Source organism: Nocardioides sp. NPDC006303, assembly GCF_040613175.1.
Taxonomy (GTDB): Bacteria; Actinomycetota; Actinomycetes; order Propionibacteriales; family Nocardioidaceae; genus Nocardioides.
In genome coordinates, this window is record NZ_JBEXRR010000023.1 from 76,630 (window position 1) to 98,549 (window position 21,920).

Sequence of the window (21,920 nt, forward strand, 5' to 3'; positions counted from 1 at the left end):
TTCTCCTCTCTATCGGGCGGCGGATGCGAAGGCGACGTCGACGTCCTCGGGCGGCACGCGCAGGAACAGCTCGACCTCGGCACCGACGCTCCGGATCTGTCTGACGGCCTCCCGCGCCCAGATCTGCTCGTAGACCACCGCGAGGCCGGCCTGGCCGGGCTCGAGGGCGGTGGCGAACGTCTCGATGTCGGCGTCGCTGAGCAGGTCGTTGGGGTCGATCTGAAGCCCCGACAGCTCCGCAGGCAGACCTTCGGCCTCTTCCAGGTCAAGGGCCCGGAAGCTGCCGCCGGCGTCCTTGGACATCAGCACGCAGTCGATGATCCGGATCACTCCGCTCTCGACCGGTTGTCGTAGCACCGCCGCGAGGTCGCCGAGCTCGACGTCCTCCGACATCGACAGGAACAGGATCTCGACCGGGCCGCGTTCCATCGTGCCTCCCACGTATCGCACGCCTGCCGGGCGGCAGGACGATTCCGACGCTATGTCGCGCTGAGGCCGTGCTGCTCACCCGCATCGGGTGACTTGGGCCGGTTCATTCCGGCCGGTCCGGGGGCGGTTCCCGGGAAGCGACGACCGCGGCGTGCGTGGACTCCCCCAGGATCTGGGTGGCCGGCTCGATGTGGACCCCGCTGAGCCGTCGGAGCGTGCCGTCCGCCGACCAGCGCCCGACCAGGTCCGGGTCGACCCCGGACAGGTACAGACGCGCGCCCGCTGCGTCGAGGTCCCGGGCGTAGTCCCCCACGACCTTCAAGAACGTGGCGCCCAGCGTCGTACGCCCCCGTAGCCGCAGCACCACCGCGGTCGCCGCCTGCTCGCCCTGGTCCGGCTCCGGCCCGTCCGGAGGGAGCGGTAGCCGGCGCTGCAGCGTCCTCGCCCCGGCATAGAACAGCGAGCCGTACGCCTCGAGCACGACGAGCTCGCCACGCGTCAGCGTCCGCGGCACCGGGCTCTCGATGAAGCGCCCCTCCTCGTCCCGCTCGATACGTACGATCCTGAGGTCCAGGGAGTCCTGCCGCAGCTGCAGCAGGAGCGAGGCGATCACACCGATGCCGACCGCCTGCGCGACCGGCAGCAGGAGGACGGCCACGAAGGTCGCCGTCATCGCGACGGCCGGGATGACGCCGGTCCGCGCGACGCTCACCACCTCGCGTGGACGGATGGACGCCGCCCCGGCGTAGATGAGCACCGCGGCGAGGGTCGGCATCGCTACCTTGCCGACGATCCCCGAGAGCAGCACGAGGATCACCGCCATCCAGATACCAGTCCAGATCGCACCCCATCGCGAGGCAGCACCCGCCGTCGCATTGAGGGCCGTCTGGCCCACGGATCCGCCGACCGGCTGCCCGCCGAAGAATCCGGAGGCGACGTTGGCGAGACCTTGGGCGGTGAAGTCCCGGCGGGTCGACGACCTGCTGCCGTCGGGGTTCGGGACGGCCTCGGACACTCCTGCCCCTTGGATGAGCACGAGCGCGGCGATGGCGATCGCACCTGTGACCATGTCCATGTCGAGCAGGCTCAGGTCGGGCAGGTGCGGGACGGGCAGCCCCTGCGGGATCTTGCCGGAGTCCTCGACGCTGACCACATCGGCCCCCGTCACCAGAACGGTGACGGTCGGCACGACGAGGGCGACCAACGGCGAGGCCACCGCCAGCCGGGTCGGCGCCAGCACGAGCAGCAGGAACAGCGCCCCCAGGCCGGTCGCGACGGTGGGCAGACTGCTCTCGTCGAGCCGGGTGAGGAGGTCCCACGCCTTGGCTGCGGCGAAGGGTCCCTCGGCGTCGACGCCGGCGATGTCCGGGAGCTGGCCGAGCACGATGTTGACCGAGACCCCGGTGAGGAAACCGAGCATCACCGAGTAGGACACGAACCTGATGTAGCGGCTCAGTCTGAACAGCGCAGCCAGGAGCATCACCCCGCCCGCGACGATCGTCAGCAGAAGCATCGCCGCCGACCGGTCGTCGGGGTCGTGACCGGCCAGGACCGAGCCGGCGGCCAGCGCCGAGGCGCTGGTGGTCGTGACCACCATCATCCGGGTCGAGGAGCTCAGTCCCCCGGCGATGGGACCGGCGAAGGAGGCGTAGAGCCCGTGGGTCGGGTTGACCCCGGCGAGCACGCTCGATGCCATCCCGTCCGGCACGCTGGCGATGGCCCCGGGCAGCCCGGCGACGAAGTCGCGGCGCCAGTGGCGCTTCTGCGGGGTGATCTCCCGGACCTCTCTCCGCAGCACCCGTTCCGCACGTGCCTGGGTGCGACGCAGCGACCCCGCGTAGAGCCGCCGCAGCGACGTACGACCGTCCGGGTCGGGATCCATGTCGCCCTTGGCCACCGGCGCTCCAATCCAGGGAGGAGGAAGGCGTACGGACGTCGGGCCCACGCCGTCAACGCATCCTCCCCGGGACGGGTGACCCGAGGCTCACCCCTTCCGGGCGATCCCGGAACAGGCCCGTCGTAGCAGCCTCACCGATCGTGGCCAGACTCATCGCTCCGTCGTTCAGCGGCTACTCGCCGTCCTGGATCAGGTCCGACATCCTCGCCGGGCTCACCGTATGGGCCGTGCTCGTGCCCGAGTCGTTGGCGTACGCCACCATCGCCGGCGTGCCACCGGTCGTGGGCCTCTACGCGGCCGTGCCCGCCCTGGTGCTCTACAGCCTGCTCGGCTCCTCGCGCCACCTGATCGTCGCGCCGATGTCGGCCACGGCCGCGCTCTCGGCCGGGATCGTGGCGGACTTCGCGTCCGGTGGGGCCGACGTCGTCGCGCTCACCGTCGGCCTGGCCATCGCGACCGGGATCGTCGCGCTCATCGCCGGGCTGATGCGCCTGGGCTTCCTGGCCGCCTTCATCAGCGAGCCGGTCCTGCGAGGCTTCATCATCGGGCTCGCGCTGACGATCATCATCGGGCAGCTTCCGTCGCTGGTGGGTGTCGAGAAGGGCTCGGGCAACTTCTTCGAGAAGACCTGGGACCTGCTGCGCCAGCTGGGCGACGTCGATGCCCTGACCATCGCCATCGGGGCGGGCAGCCTCGCCGTCCTGCTCGTGCTGCGGCGGCTGGTGCCGCTCCTTCCCGCCTCCCTGATCGTGGCGCTGGTCTGCATCGGGCTCACCGCCCTGCTCGGCCTCGACGAGCGCGGGCTCGCCATCGTGGGCCACATCGACGCCGGTCTGCCCGCCATCGGGCTTCCGGACGTGTCGGCTCCCGAGTTCCGCGACCTCCTCGCGGCCGCCGTCGGCGTGATGCTCGTCGGGTTCGCCGAGGGCCTGGGCGCCGCGAAGACGTACGCCGCCAAGAGCGGCTACGACATCGACCCGAACCGCGAGCTGCTCGGCCTGGGCGTCTCCAACCTGGGTGCCGGCCTGGCCAGCGGCATGGTGGTCAACGGCTCGCTGTCCAAGACCGCCGTCAACGGCTCGGCCGGGGCGAAGTCGCAGCTCTCGGCGGTGACCGCCGCGGTGCTCACTCTGCTCACGCTGCTGTTCATGACCAAGCTCTTCGCCGACCTTCCCGAGGCCACCCTCGCGGCGATCGTGATCGCCGCGGTGATCGAGCTCGTCGACATCTCCGCCCTGCGCCGGCTGTGGCGGGTCCGAGCCGGACAGGTCACCAAGATCTACCAGATCAGCGCCCGCGCCGACTTCGTCGGCGCCGTCGCGGCGCTGATCGGCGTGCTCGTCTTCGACACCCTGCCCGGCCTCGTGATCGGCATCGCCGCCTCTGTCGTCCTGCTCATCGCGCGGACTTCGCGGCCGCACATCGCGCCGCTGGCCCCGGTCGAGGGCACCGATGACGAGAGTCCGTCCGCGCACCCGGGGCTGTGGGTCGACCAGAGCCGCAATCCGGCGTACGCAGGGGTCCCGGGTGTCCTGGTGGTCAGGGTCGAAGCGCCCCTGCTGTTCGTCAACGCCGACTTCGTACGCGAGCAGGTCCGTGACCTCGCCACGGACGTGCCGGACCTTCGACTGGTCGTGCTGGACGGCCGGGCGACGCCGTCGATCGACGTCACCGCCACCGAGATGCTGACTCAGCTGCGTGCCGATCTACAGCGCCTCGGCGCCGACCTGGCGCTCGCCGGCGACGTGGGCCAGGTGCGCGATGTCCTGACCGAGGCCGCCGAGGAGGGTCCGCCGATGGTCTACCCGACCGTCGAGGCCGCCCTCGCGGCGGCTACCCAACAGGCGGCTACTGAAGAGCCGCCGTCAGGCGCATGACGTTGTCGACGTACGCAGCCCCGCGCCCGCGCCGCGACCACGCCTCGATGCTGAGCTCGCTCGACCTCTCCCGGTAGTCGTCGAGCACGCTCTGCAGGTCGTCGACCACCTGCTCGCTCTCGAGCAGCACGATGACCTCGTAGTTGAGCGCGAAGGAGCGGTAGTCCATGTTCGAGGAGCCGACGACGGCGATCGTGTCGTCGACCGTGAAGAACTTGGTGTGGAGGACGTACGGCGCCGGGTAGAGCCGGATCCGGACGCCGGCGGCGAGGAGGTCGGCGTAGTAGGAGCGCTGAGCGTGGAAGACCATGAACTGGTCGGCGCCCTCGTTCACGAACAGCTCGACCTGGACACCCCGCTGCGCGGCGGTCGTGACGGCGTAGAGAAGCGACTCGTCCGGCACGAAGTAGGGGCTGACCAGGCAGATCCGCGACTGCGCGCCGTAGATCAGGGTGTTGAACAGGCGCAGGTTGTTCTCGGTCACGAAACCGGGACCGCTCGGCACGACCTGGCAGGCCACGTTCTCAGCGGCTCGTTCCGTCCGCCGGACCTCCAGCGGCTCGCGCGGAAGGAGCATGTCCCGGATGCTCTCGGCGGTCTCGGCGTACCAGTCGGTCGCGAAGACGACCGCCAGGTCCCGCACCGCCGGCCCCTCGATCCGGATCATCAGATCGACCCACTCGCGCCCCGCCTTGTGGTTCTTCGGCTTGTTGTAGCCCGGCTCGATGAGGTTCTGCGAGCCCGCGAACGCCACCACGCCGTCGACGACGAGGATCTTGCGGTGGTTGCGGAGGTCCGGGCGGCGGAGCTCGCCGCGCAGCGGCCGGACCGGCAGCATCGGCGCCCACTTGATGCCGGAGCCCTCGAGCCGCGACAGCATGTCCTGGTGGCCGGGAATGCCACGCGAGCCGAGATGGTCGAAGAGGAAGCGCACCTCCACCCCACGGGCGACGGCGTCGACGAGTGCGTCGAAGAAGTCGCTGGTGTCCTCGTCCCAGGCCGAGATGTAGAACTCGACGTGCACGAACCACTTGGCACTGCGTACGACCTCGGTCATCGCCGCGAACGTCCGCGCGTAGTCGGGATGGACCTCGACCCGGTTGTCCCCGGTCAACGGCAGGGATCCCAGGCGCTCGTTGAGCCGCACGGCGCCGACCACGGGGCCCGCCGGAGACGTCTGTGCCGCCGGGTCGTACCTGATCTCGGCGCTGACCAGCTCGTTGACCTGCCGCTGCCATGCCCGGCGCTTGCGGCCGACGCTGGTGCTCCCGAAGAGCAGGAACGCGAGCAGTCCGAACGCCGGCAGGGCCAGGATGAGGAACAGCCAGGCCAGGCCCGTCGACGGCTTCCGGCCGCCGGGGATCACGCCCAAGGCCACCACACAGACGGTGACGTGGGCGACGACGAGAGCTGCGCTGACGAGGCTCGCGACCCAGGTGGAGGCGTCCATCAGAGCGACCCCACTCCGTCGCCGACCATCTTGACCCCGAGCACGACGAGGAGAACCGTCATGATGGCCGCGTTGTGGGCGATCATCCAGGCCTTGATGCCCTCCAGCAGGCGGGCCGCGCGCTCACCGGCCATCAGGTAGATGCCGAACGGCACCAGCACGCCCAGGCTGGCGACGAAGGTGAAGACGGCCATCGCCACGATCCGCTCGCTGGTCACCGCTGTCGCCGTCGCGATCGTGCTGGCGGCGGAGACCACGAGCAGCAGGTTCTTGGGGTTGACGGATCCCAGGAGTACGCCCGTGCCGAACGCCTTGAACGCGTTGAACTCGTCCAGCGCCGCCATCCACGACGGGGTCGGCGCGGGCTCTCCCTCCTCCGGCCTGCCCCGCCAGCTGCGCACGGCGAGCAGAAGGAGCAACGCTCCGAGGACGATCTTCAGCAGGGCCGCCCAGGTCGGGGTCTCCGCGTCTCCCGATCCGGCCGCGCCGACGAGCAGCGCGACGATCGTACCGAGCACGAAGATGCCCGCCAGCCACCCGGCGACGAAGGCCGTTCCGTTGGAGCTGGCATGGCGGCTGACCAGCATGAGTACCAGCGCGACGATCGGCATGGGGCTGATGAGCACACCCACGGCGATCGGCAGAGACTCGCCTATTGCTTCGCCCATGGCCAGACTTCAGCGTAGGCCGGTCTCCGCCGGCCTCACCTACTCCGGGTGAGAAACGTACGCACCTGCTGCACGAACCAGGCGATGACCGGGTCCTCGACGAGCAGCCGGCCGAGCAGCGCACCGCCGACGATGATGCCGCCGAAGCCGATCAGCCAGGTCGAGAGCGCGAGGATCACGCCCAGCATGCCGAACTGCTCGGCGTTCGACTCGACGTAGGCAGGCATCAGCCACGCCGAGCCTCGGCTGTAGAGGACCTGTACGACGCCGGTCAGCACCGCGCCCGGGAGCAGCAGCAGTCCCCGGGTGCGTCCGAACAGCAGAACCCAGCTGCTCCCCCACCAGACGGCGCACGCGCCCAGGATCTGGAGCAACGGACGGAGCAGGTCCCCGGGATCGGTGAGCAGGCTGACCACCGTGTTGACCACCCCGAGGCAGCCCAGCCAGGCGACGACCCAGAACAGACAGCGACCGGCTCCGCGCAGGCCTCCGATGTGCTCCCGCTCCCAGACCCGCTCGAGCATCCGCTGCACGGCACGGCCGAAGGACGTCGCCGACACGATCGTGATCGCCAGGCCCACCGCGCCGGTCTCGGAACGTACCTGGTCCAGGTTGACCTCTCCCGACACCTGGCGTACCGCCTCGTCACCGATGCCGGTGACCTGCGAGACCTGTTCCAGGGCTTGCCCGGTGAGGTGAGGCAGGAAGGCCGCGAGCACGACCAGCATCGGCACCATGGCCAGGAGCGCCTGGGCGGCGATCAGCATGCACCGGTCGATGAACTCGATCCGAATGACCTCGGTGGCGAGCTTCCGCAGCAGGGGGACGTGGGCGACCAAGGCGTTCACCCGGCCCCGCAGGGCAGCCACATCCACGTGAGCAGTGTTCCCCCGGGCTCGCCTGCTCACCCTCGCCCGTTTCCGGTGACCGCTCCTGGCGCCGGGCCGCTTACGTTGGTCAGACCAACGTCCAGGCCACTCATCTGGAGCCAACGTGAACGGACATCTGATCGGCGTGATGCGCTCATGACCCGGATCCTCATCCGGGTGGGCTCGTCGGTGTCGGACGACGTGATCGAGACGTTCCCCCACCTGACCCGGGCCACGCAGCGGGCGACGACGACCCTCGTCGGCGACCTCGCGGACGCCAAGGAGCTGCAGGGTGTGCTGGACCTACTCAGCTCTCTGGGGGTCGACGTCATCGAGATCGTCACCATCCCCGAGTAGCTCCGCCGGGGCGCTTCCCGCGATGAGCGGCATCAGCCAGCGCTTCGTCGGGTCGGCCTCCACGAAGACCGCGCGTACGAACAGGGTGAACGGGACCGCCATCACCGCACCGATCGGTCCCATGATCCAGGACCAGAAGATCAGTGACAGGAACGTCAGCGTCACCGAGAGGCCGACGGCCTCACCGACGACCTTCGGTTGGATCACCGACTGGATCACCACGTTCAAGAGGCAGTAGACGGCGATGACCGCGAGCATCAGCGCGAGGTCGTCGTCCAGCAGCGCGAGGATCGCCGGTGGTATCAGCCCGATCACGAAGCCGATGTTCGGGATGTAGTTGGTCAGGAACGCGAGCAGGCCCCACACCAACGGCGCCGGCACGCCCAGCAGGTAGAGAGCCAGGGTGTCGAGAGCGGCGACGATCAGTCCGAACACCGTCGAGACCAGCAGGTAGCGACGCGTTCCGACCGAGAACGACGACAGGGCGTCTACAAGGCCCGGGCGCCGGCGGCTGACCGAGGCCAGCTGGCGCGGCAGCGCCGTCGCGTCGATGGCCATGAACAGGCACAAGGCCAGGATGAAGACCACTGTGGACAGCACCCCGAACATCCCGTTCAGAGCACCGGAGACCACGGACAGCAGGTTCGAGAGGTCGAATGATTCGACGATCTTGAGCACCTCGTCCGTACCGATGCCGACCCTGGTGAGCCAGTCGGTCAGGTCCTGGACGCGCTCCTTGGCGACGCCGCTGTAGGTGCTCAGCAAGGTGGCGAAGCGAGCCACCGCGAGCACCACGCACACGCCGAGACCGATGATCCCGGCGACGACCGCGATGATGGAGAGGGCGGTGGCGACACCGGCCCGGAGGCGCTGCGCCAGCCAGTTCCGCGCCGGATGGACGACGATGGTCAGCACCATCGCGAGGAACAGCGGTCCGAGGATGCCGCTGGCCGCCTGCAGACCGGCCACGAGGATCACCACCGCCGCGGATCCCAGCAGGACCGCCAGGACCCTGACCTGCGGTTGCCAGCTCGTGGCCGGCTCTTCCGGGCTCTCTGACCTGAGGCTCACGGCCCCATGGTCTAGCCCGTACGGACCGTCTGTCTCACCCGATTGGGGTGAGCGCGACCACCCGACTGTGCGTATCCCGGGCCCGTATACGGGCCCTTTGACTCCTTACTCTATCGACGAGTCGCTGATTGGATGATTGCCGTTAGAGTCTTCTCGGAGATGGGAAAAGCGAAAGTTTGCGGATGTTAAACACCGGTTCTCGCGCCTACGTGGCGCCGACAAGGCTGCGCGTACCGCGGATACTGCCCACGTTCGTCAGCCGGGACCGGTTGGTCGAGGACGCCGTCGGCCGGTGTCGGTTCACCCTGGTCTGCGCCCCCGCGGGCTATGGGAAGAGCATGCTCGTGGCCGACTGGGCCACCCGCGCCGCCGCCCGGGAGGAACCGGTGGCCTGGTTGTCGCTGCACAAGCAGGACGACAAGCCGTACGAGTTCTGGTCGGCGCTGATCGAGGCCCTTGTCCTGGCCGGCCTTCCCGGGAGGACCGAGCAGCTCGACGGGTTGACCCCGCCCGCGCAGGGGACCGAGCCGGGGTTCGTCACGAAGGTCGTCGAGTCGCTCCTGGTCGCCGGGGTGCGCTGGATCGTGCTGGACGACGTCCATCTGCTCCACGACGACGAGGTCCTGCACGGGCTCGACATCCTTCTCGCCGAGCTGCCGCCCGAGGTGGGGCTGGTGATGATGTGCCGGTCCGAGCCGTCGCTCACGCTCCACCGGCTGCGGCTCGACGGGTCGCTCTCGGACGTACGCGGCAAGGACCTCGCCTTCACCGACGTCGAGGCGCTGGAGCTGTTCGCGGCCAGTGGCCTACCGATGACGGCTGACGCGATCTCCAACCTCGTCGGCCTGACCGAGGGCTGGCCCGCCGTGCTGCGGATGGCGGTGCTCGCGGCCATGGTCGGTGGCGACGACCCTGCCGAGGTCGTCGCGTCCTTCGACGGCGATGTCCGCACGGTGATCGAGTACGTCCTGACCGAGGTCGTCCACCGGCTCGACCCGGAGCTGGTCGAGTTCCTCTACGCGACCTGCGCGCCCCACCATCTGTCCATCGACCTCGCTGCGCAGCTCTCCGGCAGACCTGACGCCGGCGCCCTGCTCGACCGGCTGTGCACGGCGAACGCGCTCGTCAGCCAGTCGGGCGACTCGTCGTGGTACCGCTACCACGCCTTGCTGCGCAGCTGTCTGCTCGCCGCTCTGGCGCGACGCGACGTCGAGGCTCCGGCACGCCAGCACCGGGCCACCGCGGTCTGGCTCGACGCACACGGCGAACCCGCGACCGCGCTGCGGCATGCGGCGCGGAGCAGAGACCAGGACCTGCTCGACACCCTGCTCCGCGCGAACGGACTCCAGATGGTCCTCTCCGGCCGCGGTGATCTCGTCCGCGCGACTCTTGCGTCCCGCGATGGGATCGCCACCGACCATCGGGTCGGTGTCATCGCCGCTCTGGCGGCGCTTGATGTCAACGACCTCCCTGCCGCCGACGATGCGCTGAGCGTCGTGCCGGCCGGCGATCCACGATCCGAACCGACGTACGCAGCGATGGTCGCCGCGGCCCTCGTCCAGCGTGCCCTCGCCGGGGGCGACGTCGTCGCGGCCCTGCAGGACAGCGCGATCCTCGATGTCGCCATGACGGGTGACAGCGACGTCAACCTGGTCCTCCTCACGCAGCGCGGGCCCGCCCGGATGCGCGCCGGCGATTACCTCGGAGCCATCGACGACCTCGAGCAGGCGCTGGTGCTGGCCCGCAGCCGTCGGTACGACCAGGTCGTGCTCGAGACCATGTCCCAGCTGTCCGGGATGACCGGCGCCAGGTGCGACTTCAACGCGTCCCTCGACTGGGCTGAGCGCGCGATCGCGTTCGCCACCCGGCACGGGTGGCGAGAATCGCCGCGGCTCGCGTACTCCTACGTCGTCGCCGCATGGATCGCCTTCCAGACCGGCGACGCCCGGGTGCAGAGGGAGTACGCCGAGCTCGGCTTGCGATCGTTGGACGGCGTGACCAATGCCGAGGTCGAGATCGGCGTACGCAGCATGCACGCGCTGGCGACCTTCGAGACGACGACGGGACGGGCACGGACCACGGCCGCCGAGACGTTCCGGAGGGTCTGGCAGATCGACGCCGCCGACCACCTCTCTCCGGCGGCGATCAGCTCGGTCACGCCCCAGAAGGTCAGGATGGCGCTCGCAGTCGGCCGCGACGACTGGGCGGCGGAGACGGCGGCCCGAGTCCGCGGCCAGATGCCGGGCAGCGCCGAGTGCGGAGTCCTGGACGCGCAGATCCTCGCCTCCGCCGGCCGGGCGCGCGACGCGCTGGCCGTCCTGGAGCCGGTACTCGACGGGTCGCTCCCGGCGCACCTACCGACGACCGTCGTCTACGCGCAGGTGCTGGCCGCGGTCCTGGAGTGTTCCCTGGGCAACGACGTCCGCGCGTTCGACGTGCTCAGGCAAGCGCTCATCTGGGCGGTCCCCAACGTGTACCGGCGGCCGTTCATCGACATGTGGCCGCATCTGGAGTCGCTGCTCTCGAGGAACCTGTCCCGGTTCGGACCCGCCGAGGACTTCGTCAGGGCCCTCCTCGCCGATGAGGCTCGGCACGACGACCCCGTCGTCAGGGTCGTCGACACGCTGTTGAGCGCACGCGAGGTGGATGTGCTCCACGACCTTCCCTCGCGGCTGACGATCCCCGAGATCGCGGAGGCCGAAGGGGTCAGCGAGAACACCGTGAAGACACACCTACGCTCGATCTATCAGAAGCTCGGGGTCAACTCGCGCTCGGCCGCGGTGCGAACTGCGCGCGAGCGCGGACTGATCTGACGTCGGGTCATCAGCTCTCGTCACGGCCCCGCTTGCGTCCCGCGACGAGGGCCACGCCTCCCGCCAGCACCAGGGCCAGGCCGATCAGAGCCAGGACGGCGAGCCACTGGTTCGAGCCGGTGTCCGGCAGGTAGCCGGTACTCGGACCACCCTCGTCACCGTCACCCTCGCCCGAGGCCGGTGGGAAGTCGTTGACCACGTCGAGCGTGACCCGGTCGCCGTTCCCGACCGTCGCTGCGCCGACCGTCGGGTCGCCGGCGTTCGGGGTGATGGTGGTGGACCGTGCCCCGCCGTCGTCGGTCTCCTCGAGGGTGCACTCGGCACCCGTGGGGAGATCCTCGTACGTCGTGGTCATCGACCCCTTCTCCAAGGTGCGGGTCGCGCCGCCCGGGATGTCGACATCGGTGGCGGTGCCGTCGACGTCATAGGTGCAGGCCAGCTCGACCTCGAACGGGCCATCACCCGGGCCGTTCACCGTCTTCTCCACCAACACCTCGCCGGTGTCGAACGTGTTGGTGACCTCGAACTCCATCGGCTCGACGGTGAGCTCCTCCCGGTTCGGGACCGGCTTCACGGTGAACTCGCTGACCTCGTTGCCGTCGGCATCGGTGATCACCGAGCTGTTGGCGCCACCGGTCCCGGTCTCCTTGATGGTGCAGTTCGACCCGATCAGCAGCGGGTAGTAGCTCGCCGTGTAGTCGTTGTCGGCGGACAGCTCGCGGGTCTCACCACCAGGGGTGTTGAGCGGCTTCTCCTCACCGTCGGCGCCGGTGTAGGTGCACTTCACCGTGACCTCGAACGGACCGGCTCCGTACGCCTCGGCACCCGGACCCTCCATCGCCTTGGTCACGGTGAGCTTGCCCGCACCGAAGAAGTTGGTCACCACGACACGCTTCGTCTCCGGCTCGTGGGTCTTCTCGTCCGCGGAGATGGTCACCGTCTTCGGAGTGACGAGGTGAGCGTTGGCAGCGCCGTCGTCGGTCTCCTCGACGGAGCACTCCGCGCCAGCGGCGATGTTGTCGATCCGATAGTCGATCAGGTCGTTGTCGACGTTGTCCTCGTCAGGCAGCACGATCTCGTCGTCGGCGTAGACGACCTCGCCGTCGGGATGAGAGGCGTCGGTCAGGGTGCAGGTCACCGAGAAGGTGAACGGGCCCTGGCTGATCGGGTAGTCCCGCACCTGCTCCGGTACGAACTTGCGCAGGTGCAGGGAGCCGACGTCGTACTGGTTGTCGACCGAGACCTCGACCACGTCGCCGTCACCGACGGTCACCGGCTGGTCAGGGGCGATCGTCACGCCGGCGGCGTCGGCCGAGTCCGGCTCGGTGACGGTGCACCTCGCTTCGGTCGGCAGGCCGGTGAACTCGACGGTCTCGCCGTCCTCGATCGTGGCCGTCATCGGATTCTCCTGGTAGCCATCGGCTACGACGGGACGCCCGTTGAAGGTGCAGGAGGCCGCGACCTCGAACGGGCCGTACGCGATCGGCTCGCCCTCCTGGTCGACGGCGTCCGTGGTGACCGACTTGGTGACGGCGAGGTCGCCTTCGGCGAACGTGTTGGTCGCGGTCACGGTCACCGGCTCGGCGTTGTCATCGCCGATGGTGGCCGGGCTGCCCTCGATGGTGTGACTGGTGGCCCCACCGTCGCCGGGCTCGGTCACCTCGCACGTCGCACCGGTCGGCAGGTTCTCGATGACGTAGTCGAGCTGGTCGTTGTCGACGTTGTCATCGCGTGGCAGCAGGATCTGGTTGTCGTAGACCTGCTCACCGTCGGGGTGCGACGTGTCGGTCAGGTCGCAGGTGATCCGGAACCGGAACGGCCCGTCGGCCAGCTGCGGATTGTCCTCCAACGCGCCACCGGTGGACTCCTTGACCAGCTCGAGCGAGCCGGCGTCGTAGGAGTTGGTCACCGTGACGACCTGGGTCGGCTCCTCGTCCTCGCCGATGATGATCGGCTCCTGCGGCGAGATGCTGGTCTCGACCGCGCCCGCGGTGCCGGTCTCCTCCGTGATGCACTCGGCACCGACCGGAAGCCCACTGATCACCCAGGTCTCTCCCGCGTTGATCGTCTGTGTCATCGGGCTCGAATCGAAGCCGTCGCCCCACACCTCTCGGCCCTCGAAGGTGCAGGTCACCTGCATCTCGAAGGGCCCGACGTAGGTGATCGGGTTGCCGTCCTGGTCGACCGCGTCGGTGTCGACCTGCTTGGTGACCGCCATCCCGCCGGCACCGAACGTGTTGGTGGCGGTCACCTCGGCGGGCTCGGCCGGGTCGGTGCCGATGGTGACCCGGTTGGGGTCGACCGTGTGGCCGGTGGCCCCACCGTTGTCCGTCTCCACGATCACGCAGTTGGCGCCACTGGGGAGGTCGTCGACCTGGTAGTCCATCTGCTCGTTGTCGACGTTGTCGTCCTCGGGCAAGGTGATGCTCTGGTCGTAGACGACCTCGCCGTCGGGGCGGGTGGCGTCGGTGAGACGGCAGGTGACCCGGAACGTGAACGGCCCGTTCGCCAGGTCGGGGTCGTTCTCCAGAGCGTCGCCGGTGACCTCCTTGAGGAGGTGCAGCGATCCGGTCTCGTAGACGTTCTCGACCTCGACCTGGACCGGGTTGGCCGGGTCGCCGTCCGGGTCTTCCCGCGATCCGATGGTGACCTGTGCGCCAGGCGCGTCCGGGTTCTCGTCAGGAGTGATGTTCACCTCGGCCGCACCAGCGTCGTCGGTCTCGACGATGGTGCACACAGCTCCGGTGGGGAGGCCCTCGATCGGGATGGCCTGGCCCTCCCGGATCTGGACAGGTACGGCGCGGACCACCCGGCCGTCGTACCGGCAGATCACCTCGACGCTGAACGGGCCGTAGGTGAGTGGGTCGCCGTTGCCGTCGACCGCGTCGGAGGTGACCTCCTTGGTGACCTCGAGGTCGCCGAGGGTGAACACGTTCTCCACCGTGATCAGGCCGATCTCGTCCTCCGGGCCGCCGACGGTGGCGGTGCCGATGGTCTGGTCGTACTGTCCCTGGTCTGGCTCGGTGGCGGTGCACTCCGCGCCCCAGGGCAGGCCGTCCACCTGGGTGGGGTCGGCCCCGGGCGTCAGCGTGATCGGGTTGACGCCGGACAGATCCATCGGTTCGGTCTGGCCGGGAAGGGTGCAGGTCAGGTTGACCGTGAACGATTCCGGCGCGTACTCGGCGCCCTCGCCCGAGACGATCTTCTCCAGCTGGATCGATCCGGTTGGATAGGTGACACCGACCTTGCGGCCCTCGGTGGGCAGCACGGTGTCGCGGGTGCCGTTGTCGTTGGAGACACCACCGGTGGCGACGGTGTTCCACGCCACCGGGTAGCCGACCTGGGCCGGGTTCTGCGGGGTCGTGCGGGTCTTGTACTGCAGCGTCACCGTCTCGCCGGGATCGAAGAGGTTCGGGTCCTCGAACGTGACGACGGTCTTGATGCTCTTGACCTGGTTCGGGTCGACTCCGTCGTCGTACGGCAGCCACGCACCCTCGGGGCAGGGGTCGCCGTCCTGCGGGCTCAGGTCCGCGGTGCACGGCTCGTAGGTGTTCGCGTAGAACACCTCCAGCGTGGCGGAGTTGCCGTTGTCGTCGACCAGCTCGACCTCGTTGGCCCAGGTCGGGGTCCACTCCGAGTTGCGGGGCAGCTCCACGATCACGCCGTTGTCGCCGACGTGCGGGAGCACGTCGACCGAGACCAGCTCGTCCAGCGGCAGGGTGCCGGAGTTGGTGATCGTGTAGCGCCAGGTCTCGGTGTCACCCGGATAGGTCACCGGGACGCAGGCGCCGCGGTAGAAACCGTCCTCGTCGGCCTGGTCGTCGCAATAGTCGTCCGGGAGGTCGGAGCCCTCGGGAAGCGCCCGACGATCGAGGTAGATCTCCGGGATCCCGGCCTCCTCGACCGGCACGTCGGCCTTGACCTTCTTCATCGTGCTCAACGCGGCCACACGGACCGGCGAGACACTGGTCTCGTCCCAGCACTCGCCCGTCTCGGCGTCGTAGTTGGGGGCGCAGCTGTCCGGGTCGAACGGCTCGTCCGCGATGATCTTGTCGGTGTTGGTGACCACGTCGTCGGGCGTCAACCCCGGTCGCAGCATCAGCTCGATGGTGATCGTGTACGTCTGACCGGGCTCCAGCACGGTGCCCTCGGGCATCGCGAAGGTGATCGTGTCACCGTCCTCGGTGATGGTGATCTGATCCTGGTCGGTCGGCAGCGGATCACCGTTCGGCGGCTCCGGCGCGGCACCGGTCAGCTCGAAGCCGTAGGGCGAAGAGCCCGGGGCGGCGTCCGGGTCGAAGATCAACTGGTTGCCGTCGGCGTCGGAGGGCAGCACATCGGTGAAGACCGGGTTGGTCAGCGCGTGCTCGCCGGTGTTGGTGTAGGTCAGCTCGAACGGGATGACCTCACCGGGCTGCACCTGCCCCGTCGGGGTCTTGTCGACCTCGACCCCCACCGTGAGGTGCTCGTAGGTGTAGGTCGCATCGGCGCTGTCGTCGGCCTCGAGCCGGTCGTCGAGCCCGATCAGCACCGTGGTGCCGTTCACGTCGACGGTGTCGGTGAAGACACCGGCCTCGTCCTCCCCCGGCGCGGCGTCCTGGTCGGACCGGGTGGTCGGCACCGGGCCACCGCTGCGCAGCTCGTCGCGGCGTACGACCTGGAAGGGCACCTGGATGTTCGGGTGGGTCGGGTTGACCCAGCCGTCCTCGTTGCCCGCCATGAACGCGAACCTGAGGCCGTGGATCTCACCGGCCGGGGCGGCGGCGAGGAAGTCCTTCGCCTGCTGCAGGGTGAGATCGTCGTCGTCGAACGGCGGACCGCCGCCGGGGAGCTCCTGACAGGTCCAGGTGCCGCCGACACCGCCCTCCTCACCGGCCAGGCCGGTCTCGACGGTTGCCGCGGTGAAGGTGCCGCCGGTCAGATAGCAGGCCTGGACGTGCTCGACCGGGGTGGGCAGCTCCCATGAGGGGTCCATCTGGACGAAGTCCATCGCGTTCCAGAAGGTCGGATCATCGTCCTGCTGCTGCTCGATGTAGGGCCGGGCCGAGCCGCTGCTCTGGCTTCCGATGGTGACCTTCACCGGAGAGTTGTCGCCCTCCTGCTGCAGGGCGGGCTCGATCTTCTTGGTGGCCTCGATGTCGTACGTCGCGTCCGCGATCTCGATCGTCGCAGTGCCCTGGTCGCAGGCGAACCGATCGCCCTCGGCCGGCGGGCACGGCTGGATCGGGTCGACGTCGGCGACGATGCCCTGCGCGGTGTTCGCGACCGGTGAGTCCTCCGGGGTGACCGGCTCGCCGGTGCTGCGGTTCTCCCGCCGGATCTGCATGTCCAGGGCGAGCACGCCGGTGCCTGCGCTGGCGATCCGGCCGTCGAAGAGCACCTGCACCCCGGCGACGTCACACGGCATCGTGTCGAGAGTGAGCGCGAGCGCTTCGTCCCGGGTGTAGTCGCTGGTGCTGCCGTCCGGGCAGGTCAGGATGACCGTGGTGTTCTCGGTGCCCTCCGGCTCGGTGATCGCGCTGATCTTGTAGAGCCGGAAGTAGTCGAACGGGTCCTGTTCGGTCGTCGTTCCCGGAGCGGGGTCGGTGATCTGCAGCTGGTCGACCTTCGCCGGCGTGGTGTTCTCCGTGGTCACGGTCATCCGGCTGAGCGGGTAGTCCTCCTCCGGGGTGTCGGGACCGGGGACGGAGATCGGGCCGCCCGCCCAGGTCTTGTCGGTCGTGGTGGTCATCGGCGCGTCGTTGATCACCACGTCGTCGAAGTCGGTGTCGGAGACCGGGTCGCCGTCGGCCGGGAAGCCGGTGGCGTTGGCGGTGTTGCGCACCACGCCGGCATCCGGGCGGTTGTACTGGTCGACCGCGAGCGCGGGCGACCCGTCTGAGCGCTTGGTGTCACGGACCTGCCAGACCAGGGTGAGCGCTCGGTCGTTGTCGATCGAGCGGGCCACGCCCGAGCCGACCGGCGGGGCGTCGAGATCGCCCTCGATCCTGTCGGCGCGGTTGGGGCTCTCGGCGTAGATCAGCTTGACCGCGAGAGTGGACTCCTGCTCGTCGGCGGTGAGGTCCATGCCCGGGAAGGTGCCGTCGCAGGCGTCCGGACACGGGTTGTTGGCCGCCGAGGTCCAGGCGGACCCGTCCCACAGCTGCACGTCGGTGATCTGGTCGTAGACCAGGTAGGGATCGGTCTCCGGTGTGATCGGCTGGATCCGGATCAGGTTGAACGCGTCGTAGACGCTGTCGGCGACCGCGGTCCCTTCCGGGTCGTCAATGTCGGTCAGTTCGACGGTCTCGAAGCCGGAGTAGCCACCGGTCGACCAGTTCAGGGTCGAGGGGATGGTGTCACCGGAGCGCTCGAAGACGGTCTTGTCGCCACCCGAGCTGGACTGGCCGAACGCCTTGTTCATCAGGTCCGCGGTGCCGGGATCGGTCGGGATCAGCTCGACCTCGGGGCAGTCCTCCGGATCCATCTTCGCCTCGCCGCCAGGCACGCCGTCGGTCGACGCGGTGGCGCTGGACTGGGCGCAGTTCGGGACGAAGGTGTGGTTGGCGTCGGTGGGCTCGGCGTAGGCCGGATCGGTGTAGCGACCGTCGCCCTGGGGACGCAGGGTGGCGGTGAAGTTCGGCTCCACGTCGGTGCCGGGAGCGAAGCCGTCGCCGTCCCCGGTGTAGTCATAGACGAACCGAACCCCACCGGCGACCTCGGAGACGTCGTCGGGGACGTCGGAGGAGTAGATGGTCGGACCGGCGATCGGACCGTCCAGGACCACCCATTCACCGGTGGTGGTGTCGTAGTACTCCACGGTCAGGGTCGCGTCGGCGGGGACCGGGGTCTGCGCGATCGTGTCCAGGTCGAAGGCGTTCCACCACACGTTGCCCTCGACCGGGTCCATCGGGTCCTGGACCACGATCTGGCTGGCGTCACCCGTGGTGCCGGTCGGGGTCTCCGGCGGGTTCGGACGCTCGGTCGTGCCGCCCTGCAGGCTGATGGTGACGACGTTGCCCGGGTAGGCCAGGATCTGGCTGGGGCGGATCTGCTTGTCGACGTACGGCTCGATGACCTCGTCGTAGATGTAGAGGTCGTCGTCGGCGGTGGCGTCGCCGGTTGCGCCGTCGTTCTCGCCCTCGACGGCGACCTCGTTGTTCACGGTCTTCGGCAGACCGCTGGCGTCCGGGTCGGTGTCGACGTCGAACGGCGCCGAGGTCTCGGCACCCGGCTCGATGTCACCCTCGAAGACGATCTGGAAGGACGTCACCGACTCCGCGCCCCCGGCCGGCGGCGCGGGGGTGCCCCCGTCGGTGAACGGGACCTCTTCGCCCGAGGGCTCATAGACGACCGTGCCGGAGGTGGCGCTGGCCGGGTACGCGATGCCGCCGGTGAAGCCACCGAACGTGTAGTCCTCCGGGAAGGAGCCGGACGACGGCTCGGTGATGGTCAGGGTGTCGATCGGGATGGCGGAGTCGTTGCTGCCGCCGATGGTTACGGTGCTGGACTCGCCGGCGACGACGATGTCGGGGTCGAACGCCTTGGTCGCGCCGACGTTGATGGTGTTGGCGCGCAGGGTGAAGTCGGCCTCGGCGGTGGCGGTGGCGTTGTCGCCCTCGCGGGTGACCTGGGTCTGGATCTGGTTGTTGACGACCGTGTCCTCGGAGACCCCGGCGGCCTCCTCGGTGGTCTCCAGGGCCAGATCGACTGATGCGGTGGCGCCGGCGGGGATGTCGCCGGTGAAGGTGACCCGCGTCCCCCGCACTGCCGCGGGGTCGACGCCGGGGCACGTCGCGTCGGAACACTCGACCCAGGCGCCGTCGACGTACACCTCGTACGTCGTGCCGGTGGCCCCCTCGGGCGGGGCGACCGGGCCGAAGCCGGTGAAGCCGAGGTAGGTGAACGGGTTGGGCGTAGCGGTCGGGTCGGTGGGGTCCTGGATGACCAGGGTCTCGACCGCGCCGTTGGTCTCGTTGGTGCCACCTAGGTGGGCGGTCACCGGGGTGCCGGCCGCCGCCAGCGCGGAGGTCGGCTCGAAGCTCTTGGTGGCGCTGGTGGCCAGCTCCAGCGGGATCGCGAGGGTGACGTCGACCGAGTCGGTCACGTCGGTGGCGTTGGTCGCCTCGGCGGTGGCCTCGTTGCTGAGGGTGGCACCGTCCCACTGGTCGTGGTTGACGTCCTGCGGCACCTGGACGGTGATCTGCACCTCGCTGGTGGTGTTGTTGACCATGCCCTCGCCGCCGGCGTCGAGCGGCTCGGTCCAGTCGACCCGGACGTTCTGTCCGTCGACCACCGGCTCGGCATGGCTGTTCGGGCCGGACGGCGTCACCTGCTGGACCACGAGCGGCTCCGGGACCACGTCGGTGGTGATCGCATCACTACAGTCCACGCCCACGTCGATCGCGGAGCAGCCCACCTGGATCGTGTAGACGATCGTGTCGCCCGGACCGTACGGCCCGGGATCCGCCACGCTCTTGGTGATGTCCAGCTGCGCGTTCGGATTCTGGGGATTCGGTAGCTCGTCCGCCAGGGCAGGCACAGTGGCCATCCCGACGGCGAGGATCCCAGCCAGCAGGGCAGCGAGCCAGCCGCCCAGACGGACGCGCTTCCTACGGCTGCCGTTCAAATGGTCCCGAGAGATCTGCATGGCTCGCCGCGTTCACCTGACCTCGGGGAGGAGGACCGCGCTCCGTGAGACCGACGACACGAGCGAGCCGATGGCGATCCCGATCACCAGGTTGATCAGCATCGTGACGAGCTTGGTGTCCAGCCCCGCATCGGACGTGAACGGCCAGAGCGCCGCGATGACGGTGGCCAGGCCGACGATCCACCCGAAGAAGGTACGCGGCTGCGGTGTGGTCAGCAGGAGGATGTGGGCGACGGCCGTGGCCAGCACCCCGGCGATCGCTGCCCAGACGGCGTACCACCACGTCGAGGCGTCTCCCCAGACCCCGTCGCCCTCGGGGGCGAGGATGGGTACGTCGAAGATGCCTCGGGCGATCACGATGCCGGCGACCGCGAGCAGCGCGGCCACGACCGCGGCGGCGGCGCCGCCCGCCCAGAGCCGGCCGGCGTTCACCGTGGGCTGCAGTCGTCGGGTGGGAGGTTGGTTCATCGCCATGATCAGTCTCCGTCGTCAGTCGGTTCTGTGGTCTCGGCGCGGAGGATCTCCTTGAGCTCCTCGGCGACCTCGTCGTCCAGCTCGGCGTAGACGAGGGTTGGGTTTCCGTGCTTCATGGCCGCGGCGACCGCGTCCGGGTCCGCGTCGCTGCTCAGCACGACGAGTGCGGACTTGCCGGGCCCGAGGTGGCCGGCGACCTCGGTGAGCAGCTCGTCACCGATGCCGGCCCGCCTCAGACGTTGAACCGCGGCCGCGGACGCCGCCCCCACAACGGCGCCCGCGACCGGGTTGAACACGAGGATCCCGAGAAGACCACCGAGTAACGAGCCCTTGGCTGCGGCGCCCGTCGTACGGTGGCGAAGATGGCCGATCTGCGGCTCCTCCGCTCCCGGGAACCAGGTGAGCGTGATGGCGTCGTGGACGGTGAGCGCACCACGCTCCTGCAGGTCCTGGAGCCAGACCTCGGCGTCTGATGCGCCCATGATCCGGTCGTAGACCCACGCGGTCAGGCTGGCCATGACGTCACTCGGCGAAGACCTCGCGCAGCGCCTTCTCCTGCTCACTGCTGAGGTTGGTGAAGATCAGCTCGCCCTCGTGGCCCTTCATCGCCTCGTGCACCTTGTCGACCACCGCGTCGGAGGTCATCAGGAACAGTGCCGAGGTGCCGGGGGTGACCTGGTCGCGGACCTTGTTGATGAAGGCGTCGTCGATGCCCACGTCGGTCAACGATCCGGTCAGGGCGCCGGTGGCCGCGCCGACCGCCGCGCCCAACAACGGTACGAAGAAGATGAGTCCGAAGAGCATGCCCCAGAAGGTGCCGCTCATCGCTCCCATTGCCTTGGTGCTGGTCAGCTGCTTGGTCTTCGGCTTCTTCTTGCCGACCTCCCAGTGCACCGTCGCGGCATCCTCGAGGACGATCAGGTCCTGCCTGACGAGCTCCTCGAGGTTCTTCACAGCTTGGTCTGCGCCTTCGGTCGTGTCGTACTTCCATACCGTCAGGGTCGCCATCTCACGTCCTTGCTGTCGTCGACTGCGTTCGTCATCGACGATCCCGGCGCGGCCGGCGGACAGCATCACCCGAATTCGGTGAACCACGGTGCTGAAGTGATTCGTAGCGTGCAGTACGTGAGCAGTCGAGGAAGACCATGACAAGGGTCCTGATCAGGGTGAACGGTGAGCTCTCGGTCGAGCTTCAGAAAGCGTTCCCGCAGCTGGCCGTCCAGGCGCATCACGAGCAGTCGACGCTCACCGGCGAGGTCCCCGACCAGGAGGCGCTGCAGGGTGTCCTGCACGCGCTGCGGGCCGACGACATCGACGTCATCGAGGTCGTCACGATCCCCGACTGACAAGATCCCCGCCGAGTCGGCTCGTCTTGACGAGCCGACT

General features: G+C 69.0%; 14 protein-coding genes. 4 read left to right on the forward strand and 10 right to left on the reverse strand.

The genetic code is table 11. From position 1 onward, the window contains the following. Positions 1 to 9: 9 nt before the first annotated feature. Complete coding sequence (locus ABZY89_RS18135; protein ID WP_355229413.1) at positions 10 to 429, reverse strand: DUF6325 family protein; 420 nt, start codon at positions 427 to 429, stop codon at positions 10 to 12. Between the two features lie 103 nt (positions 430 to 532). Further along, positions 533 to 2,326 carry a SulP family inorganic anion transporter gene (locus tag ABZY89_RS18140; protein ID WP_355229415.1) on the reverse strand — a complete coding sequence of 598 codons (1,794 nt, stop codon included), beginning with the start codon at positions 2,324 to 2,326 and terminating at the stop codon, positions 533 to 535. Between the two features lie 140 nt (positions 2,327 to 2,466). Between ABZY89_RS18140 and ABZY89_RS18145 the strand changes: the two genes are divergently transcribed. Then, positions 2,467 to 4,203: a SulP family inorganic anion transporter gene (locus tag ABZY89_RS18145; RefSeq protein WP_355229417.1), complete on the forward strand. Its 1,737-nt coding sequence runs from the start codon at positions 2,467 to 2,469 to the stop codon at positions 4,201 to 4,203. Here the strand turns inward: ABZY89_RS18145 and cls are convergent. From cls to ABZY89_RS18160, 3 genes are read right to left on the reverse strand one after another with little or no spacing between them, the layout of a single operon-like run. Continuing rightward, on the reverse strand, positions 4,175 to 5,653 hold the full coding sequence (gene cls, locus ABZY89_RS18150) for a cardiolipin synthase (protein WP_355229419.1): 1,479 nt from the start codon (positions 5,651 to 5,653) through the stop codon (positions 4,175 to 4,177). The two genes, ABZY89_RS18145 and cls, sit on opposite strands and share 29 nt — an antisense overlap. Beyond that, on the reverse strand, positions 5,653 to 6,321 hold the full coding sequence (locus ABZY89_RS18155; protein WP_355229421.1) for a GAP family protein: 669 nt from the start codon (positions 6,319 to 6,321) through the stop codon (positions 5,653 to 5,655). The genes cls and ABZY89_RS18155 overlap by 1 nt, the downstream gene beginning before the upstream one ends. 35 nt (positions 6,322 to 6,356) lie before the next feature. Further along, positions 6,357 to 7,196, reverse strand: a complete 840-nt coding sequence (locus tag ABZY89_RS18160; protein ID WP_355229423.1) for a YhjD/YihY/BrkB family envelope integrity protein — start codon at positions 7,194 to 7,196, stop codon at positions 6,357 to 6,359. Between the two features lie 150 nt (positions 7,197 to 7,346). On the opposite strand from ABZY89_RS18160, the gene ABZY89_RS18165 reads away from it, so the two are divergent. Beyond that, positions 7,347 to 7,547 (forward strand): hypothetical protein, encoded by a 201-nt coding sequence (locus ABZY89_RS18165; RefSeq protein WP_091047354.1) that lies wholly within the window; start codon positions 7,347 to 7,349, stop codon positions 7,545 to 7,547. On the opposite strand, the gene ABZY89_RS18170 is transcribed toward ABZY89_RS18165, so the two are convergent. Next, a complete protein-coding gene (locus tag ABZY89_RS18170; RefSeq protein ID WP_355229425.1) occupies positions 7,494 to 8,618 on the reverse strand; it encodes an AI-2E family transporter in 1,125 nt (374 codons plus the stop codon). The two genes, ABZY89_RS18165 and ABZY89_RS18170, sit on opposite strands and share 54 nt — an antisense overlap. Positions 8,619 to 8,800: 182 nt before the next feature. On the opposite strand from ABZY89_RS18170, the gene ABZY89_RS18175 reads away from it, so the two are divergent. Then, positions 8,801 to 11,431, forward strand: coding sequence for a LuxR C-terminal-related transcriptional regulator (locus ABZY89_RS18175; protein WP_355229427.1), 2,631 nt, complete (start codon positions 8,801 to 8,803; stop codon positions 11,429 to 11,431). A gap of 10 nt (positions 11,432 to 11,441) precedes the next feature. On the opposite strand, the gene ABZY89_RS18180 is transcribed toward ABZY89_RS18175, so the two are convergent. Genes ABZY89_RS18180 through ABZY89_RS18195 form a run of 4 tightly spaced genes read right to left on the reverse strand, consistent with a single transcriptional unit; the run spans position 11,442 to position 21,542 of the window. Continuing rightward, positions 11,442 to 20,060: a DUF5979 domain-containing protein gene (locus tag ABZY89_RS18180; RefSeq protein WP_355229429.1), complete on the reverse strand. Its 8,619-nt coding sequence runs from the start codon at positions 20,058 to 20,060 to the stop codon at positions 11,442 to 11,444. A gap of 12 nt (positions 20,061 to 20,072) precedes the next feature. Further along, positions 20,073 to 20,534, reverse strand: coding sequence for a DUF6069 family protein (locus ABZY89_RS18185; protein ID WP_355229431.1), 462 nt, complete (start codon positions 20,532 to 20,534; stop codon positions 20,073 to 20,075). A 2-nt stretch (positions 20,535 to 20,536) separates the two neighbouring features. Next, a complete protein-coding gene (locus ABZY89_RS18190; protein WP_355229433.1) occupies positions 20,537 to 21,052 on the reverse strand; it encodes a DUF1269 domain-containing protein in 516 nt (171 codons plus the stop codon). Between the two features lie 4 nt (positions 21,053 to 21,056). Next, positions 21,057 to 21,542, reverse strand: coding sequence for a DUF1269 domain-containing protein (locus ABZY89_RS18195; protein ID WP_355229435.1), 486 nt, complete (start codon positions 21,540 to 21,542; stop codon positions 21,057 to 21,059). A 137-nt stretch (positions 21,543 to 21,679) separates the two neighbouring features. Between ABZY89_RS18195 and ABZY89_RS18200 the strand changes: the two genes are divergently transcribed. Then, entirely contained in the window at positions 21,680 to 21,880 is a 201-nt protein-coding gene (locus ABZY89_RS18200; RefSeq protein WP_355017092.1) for a hypothetical protein, read from the forward strand. Positions 21,881 to 21,920: the final 40 nt, after the last annotated feature.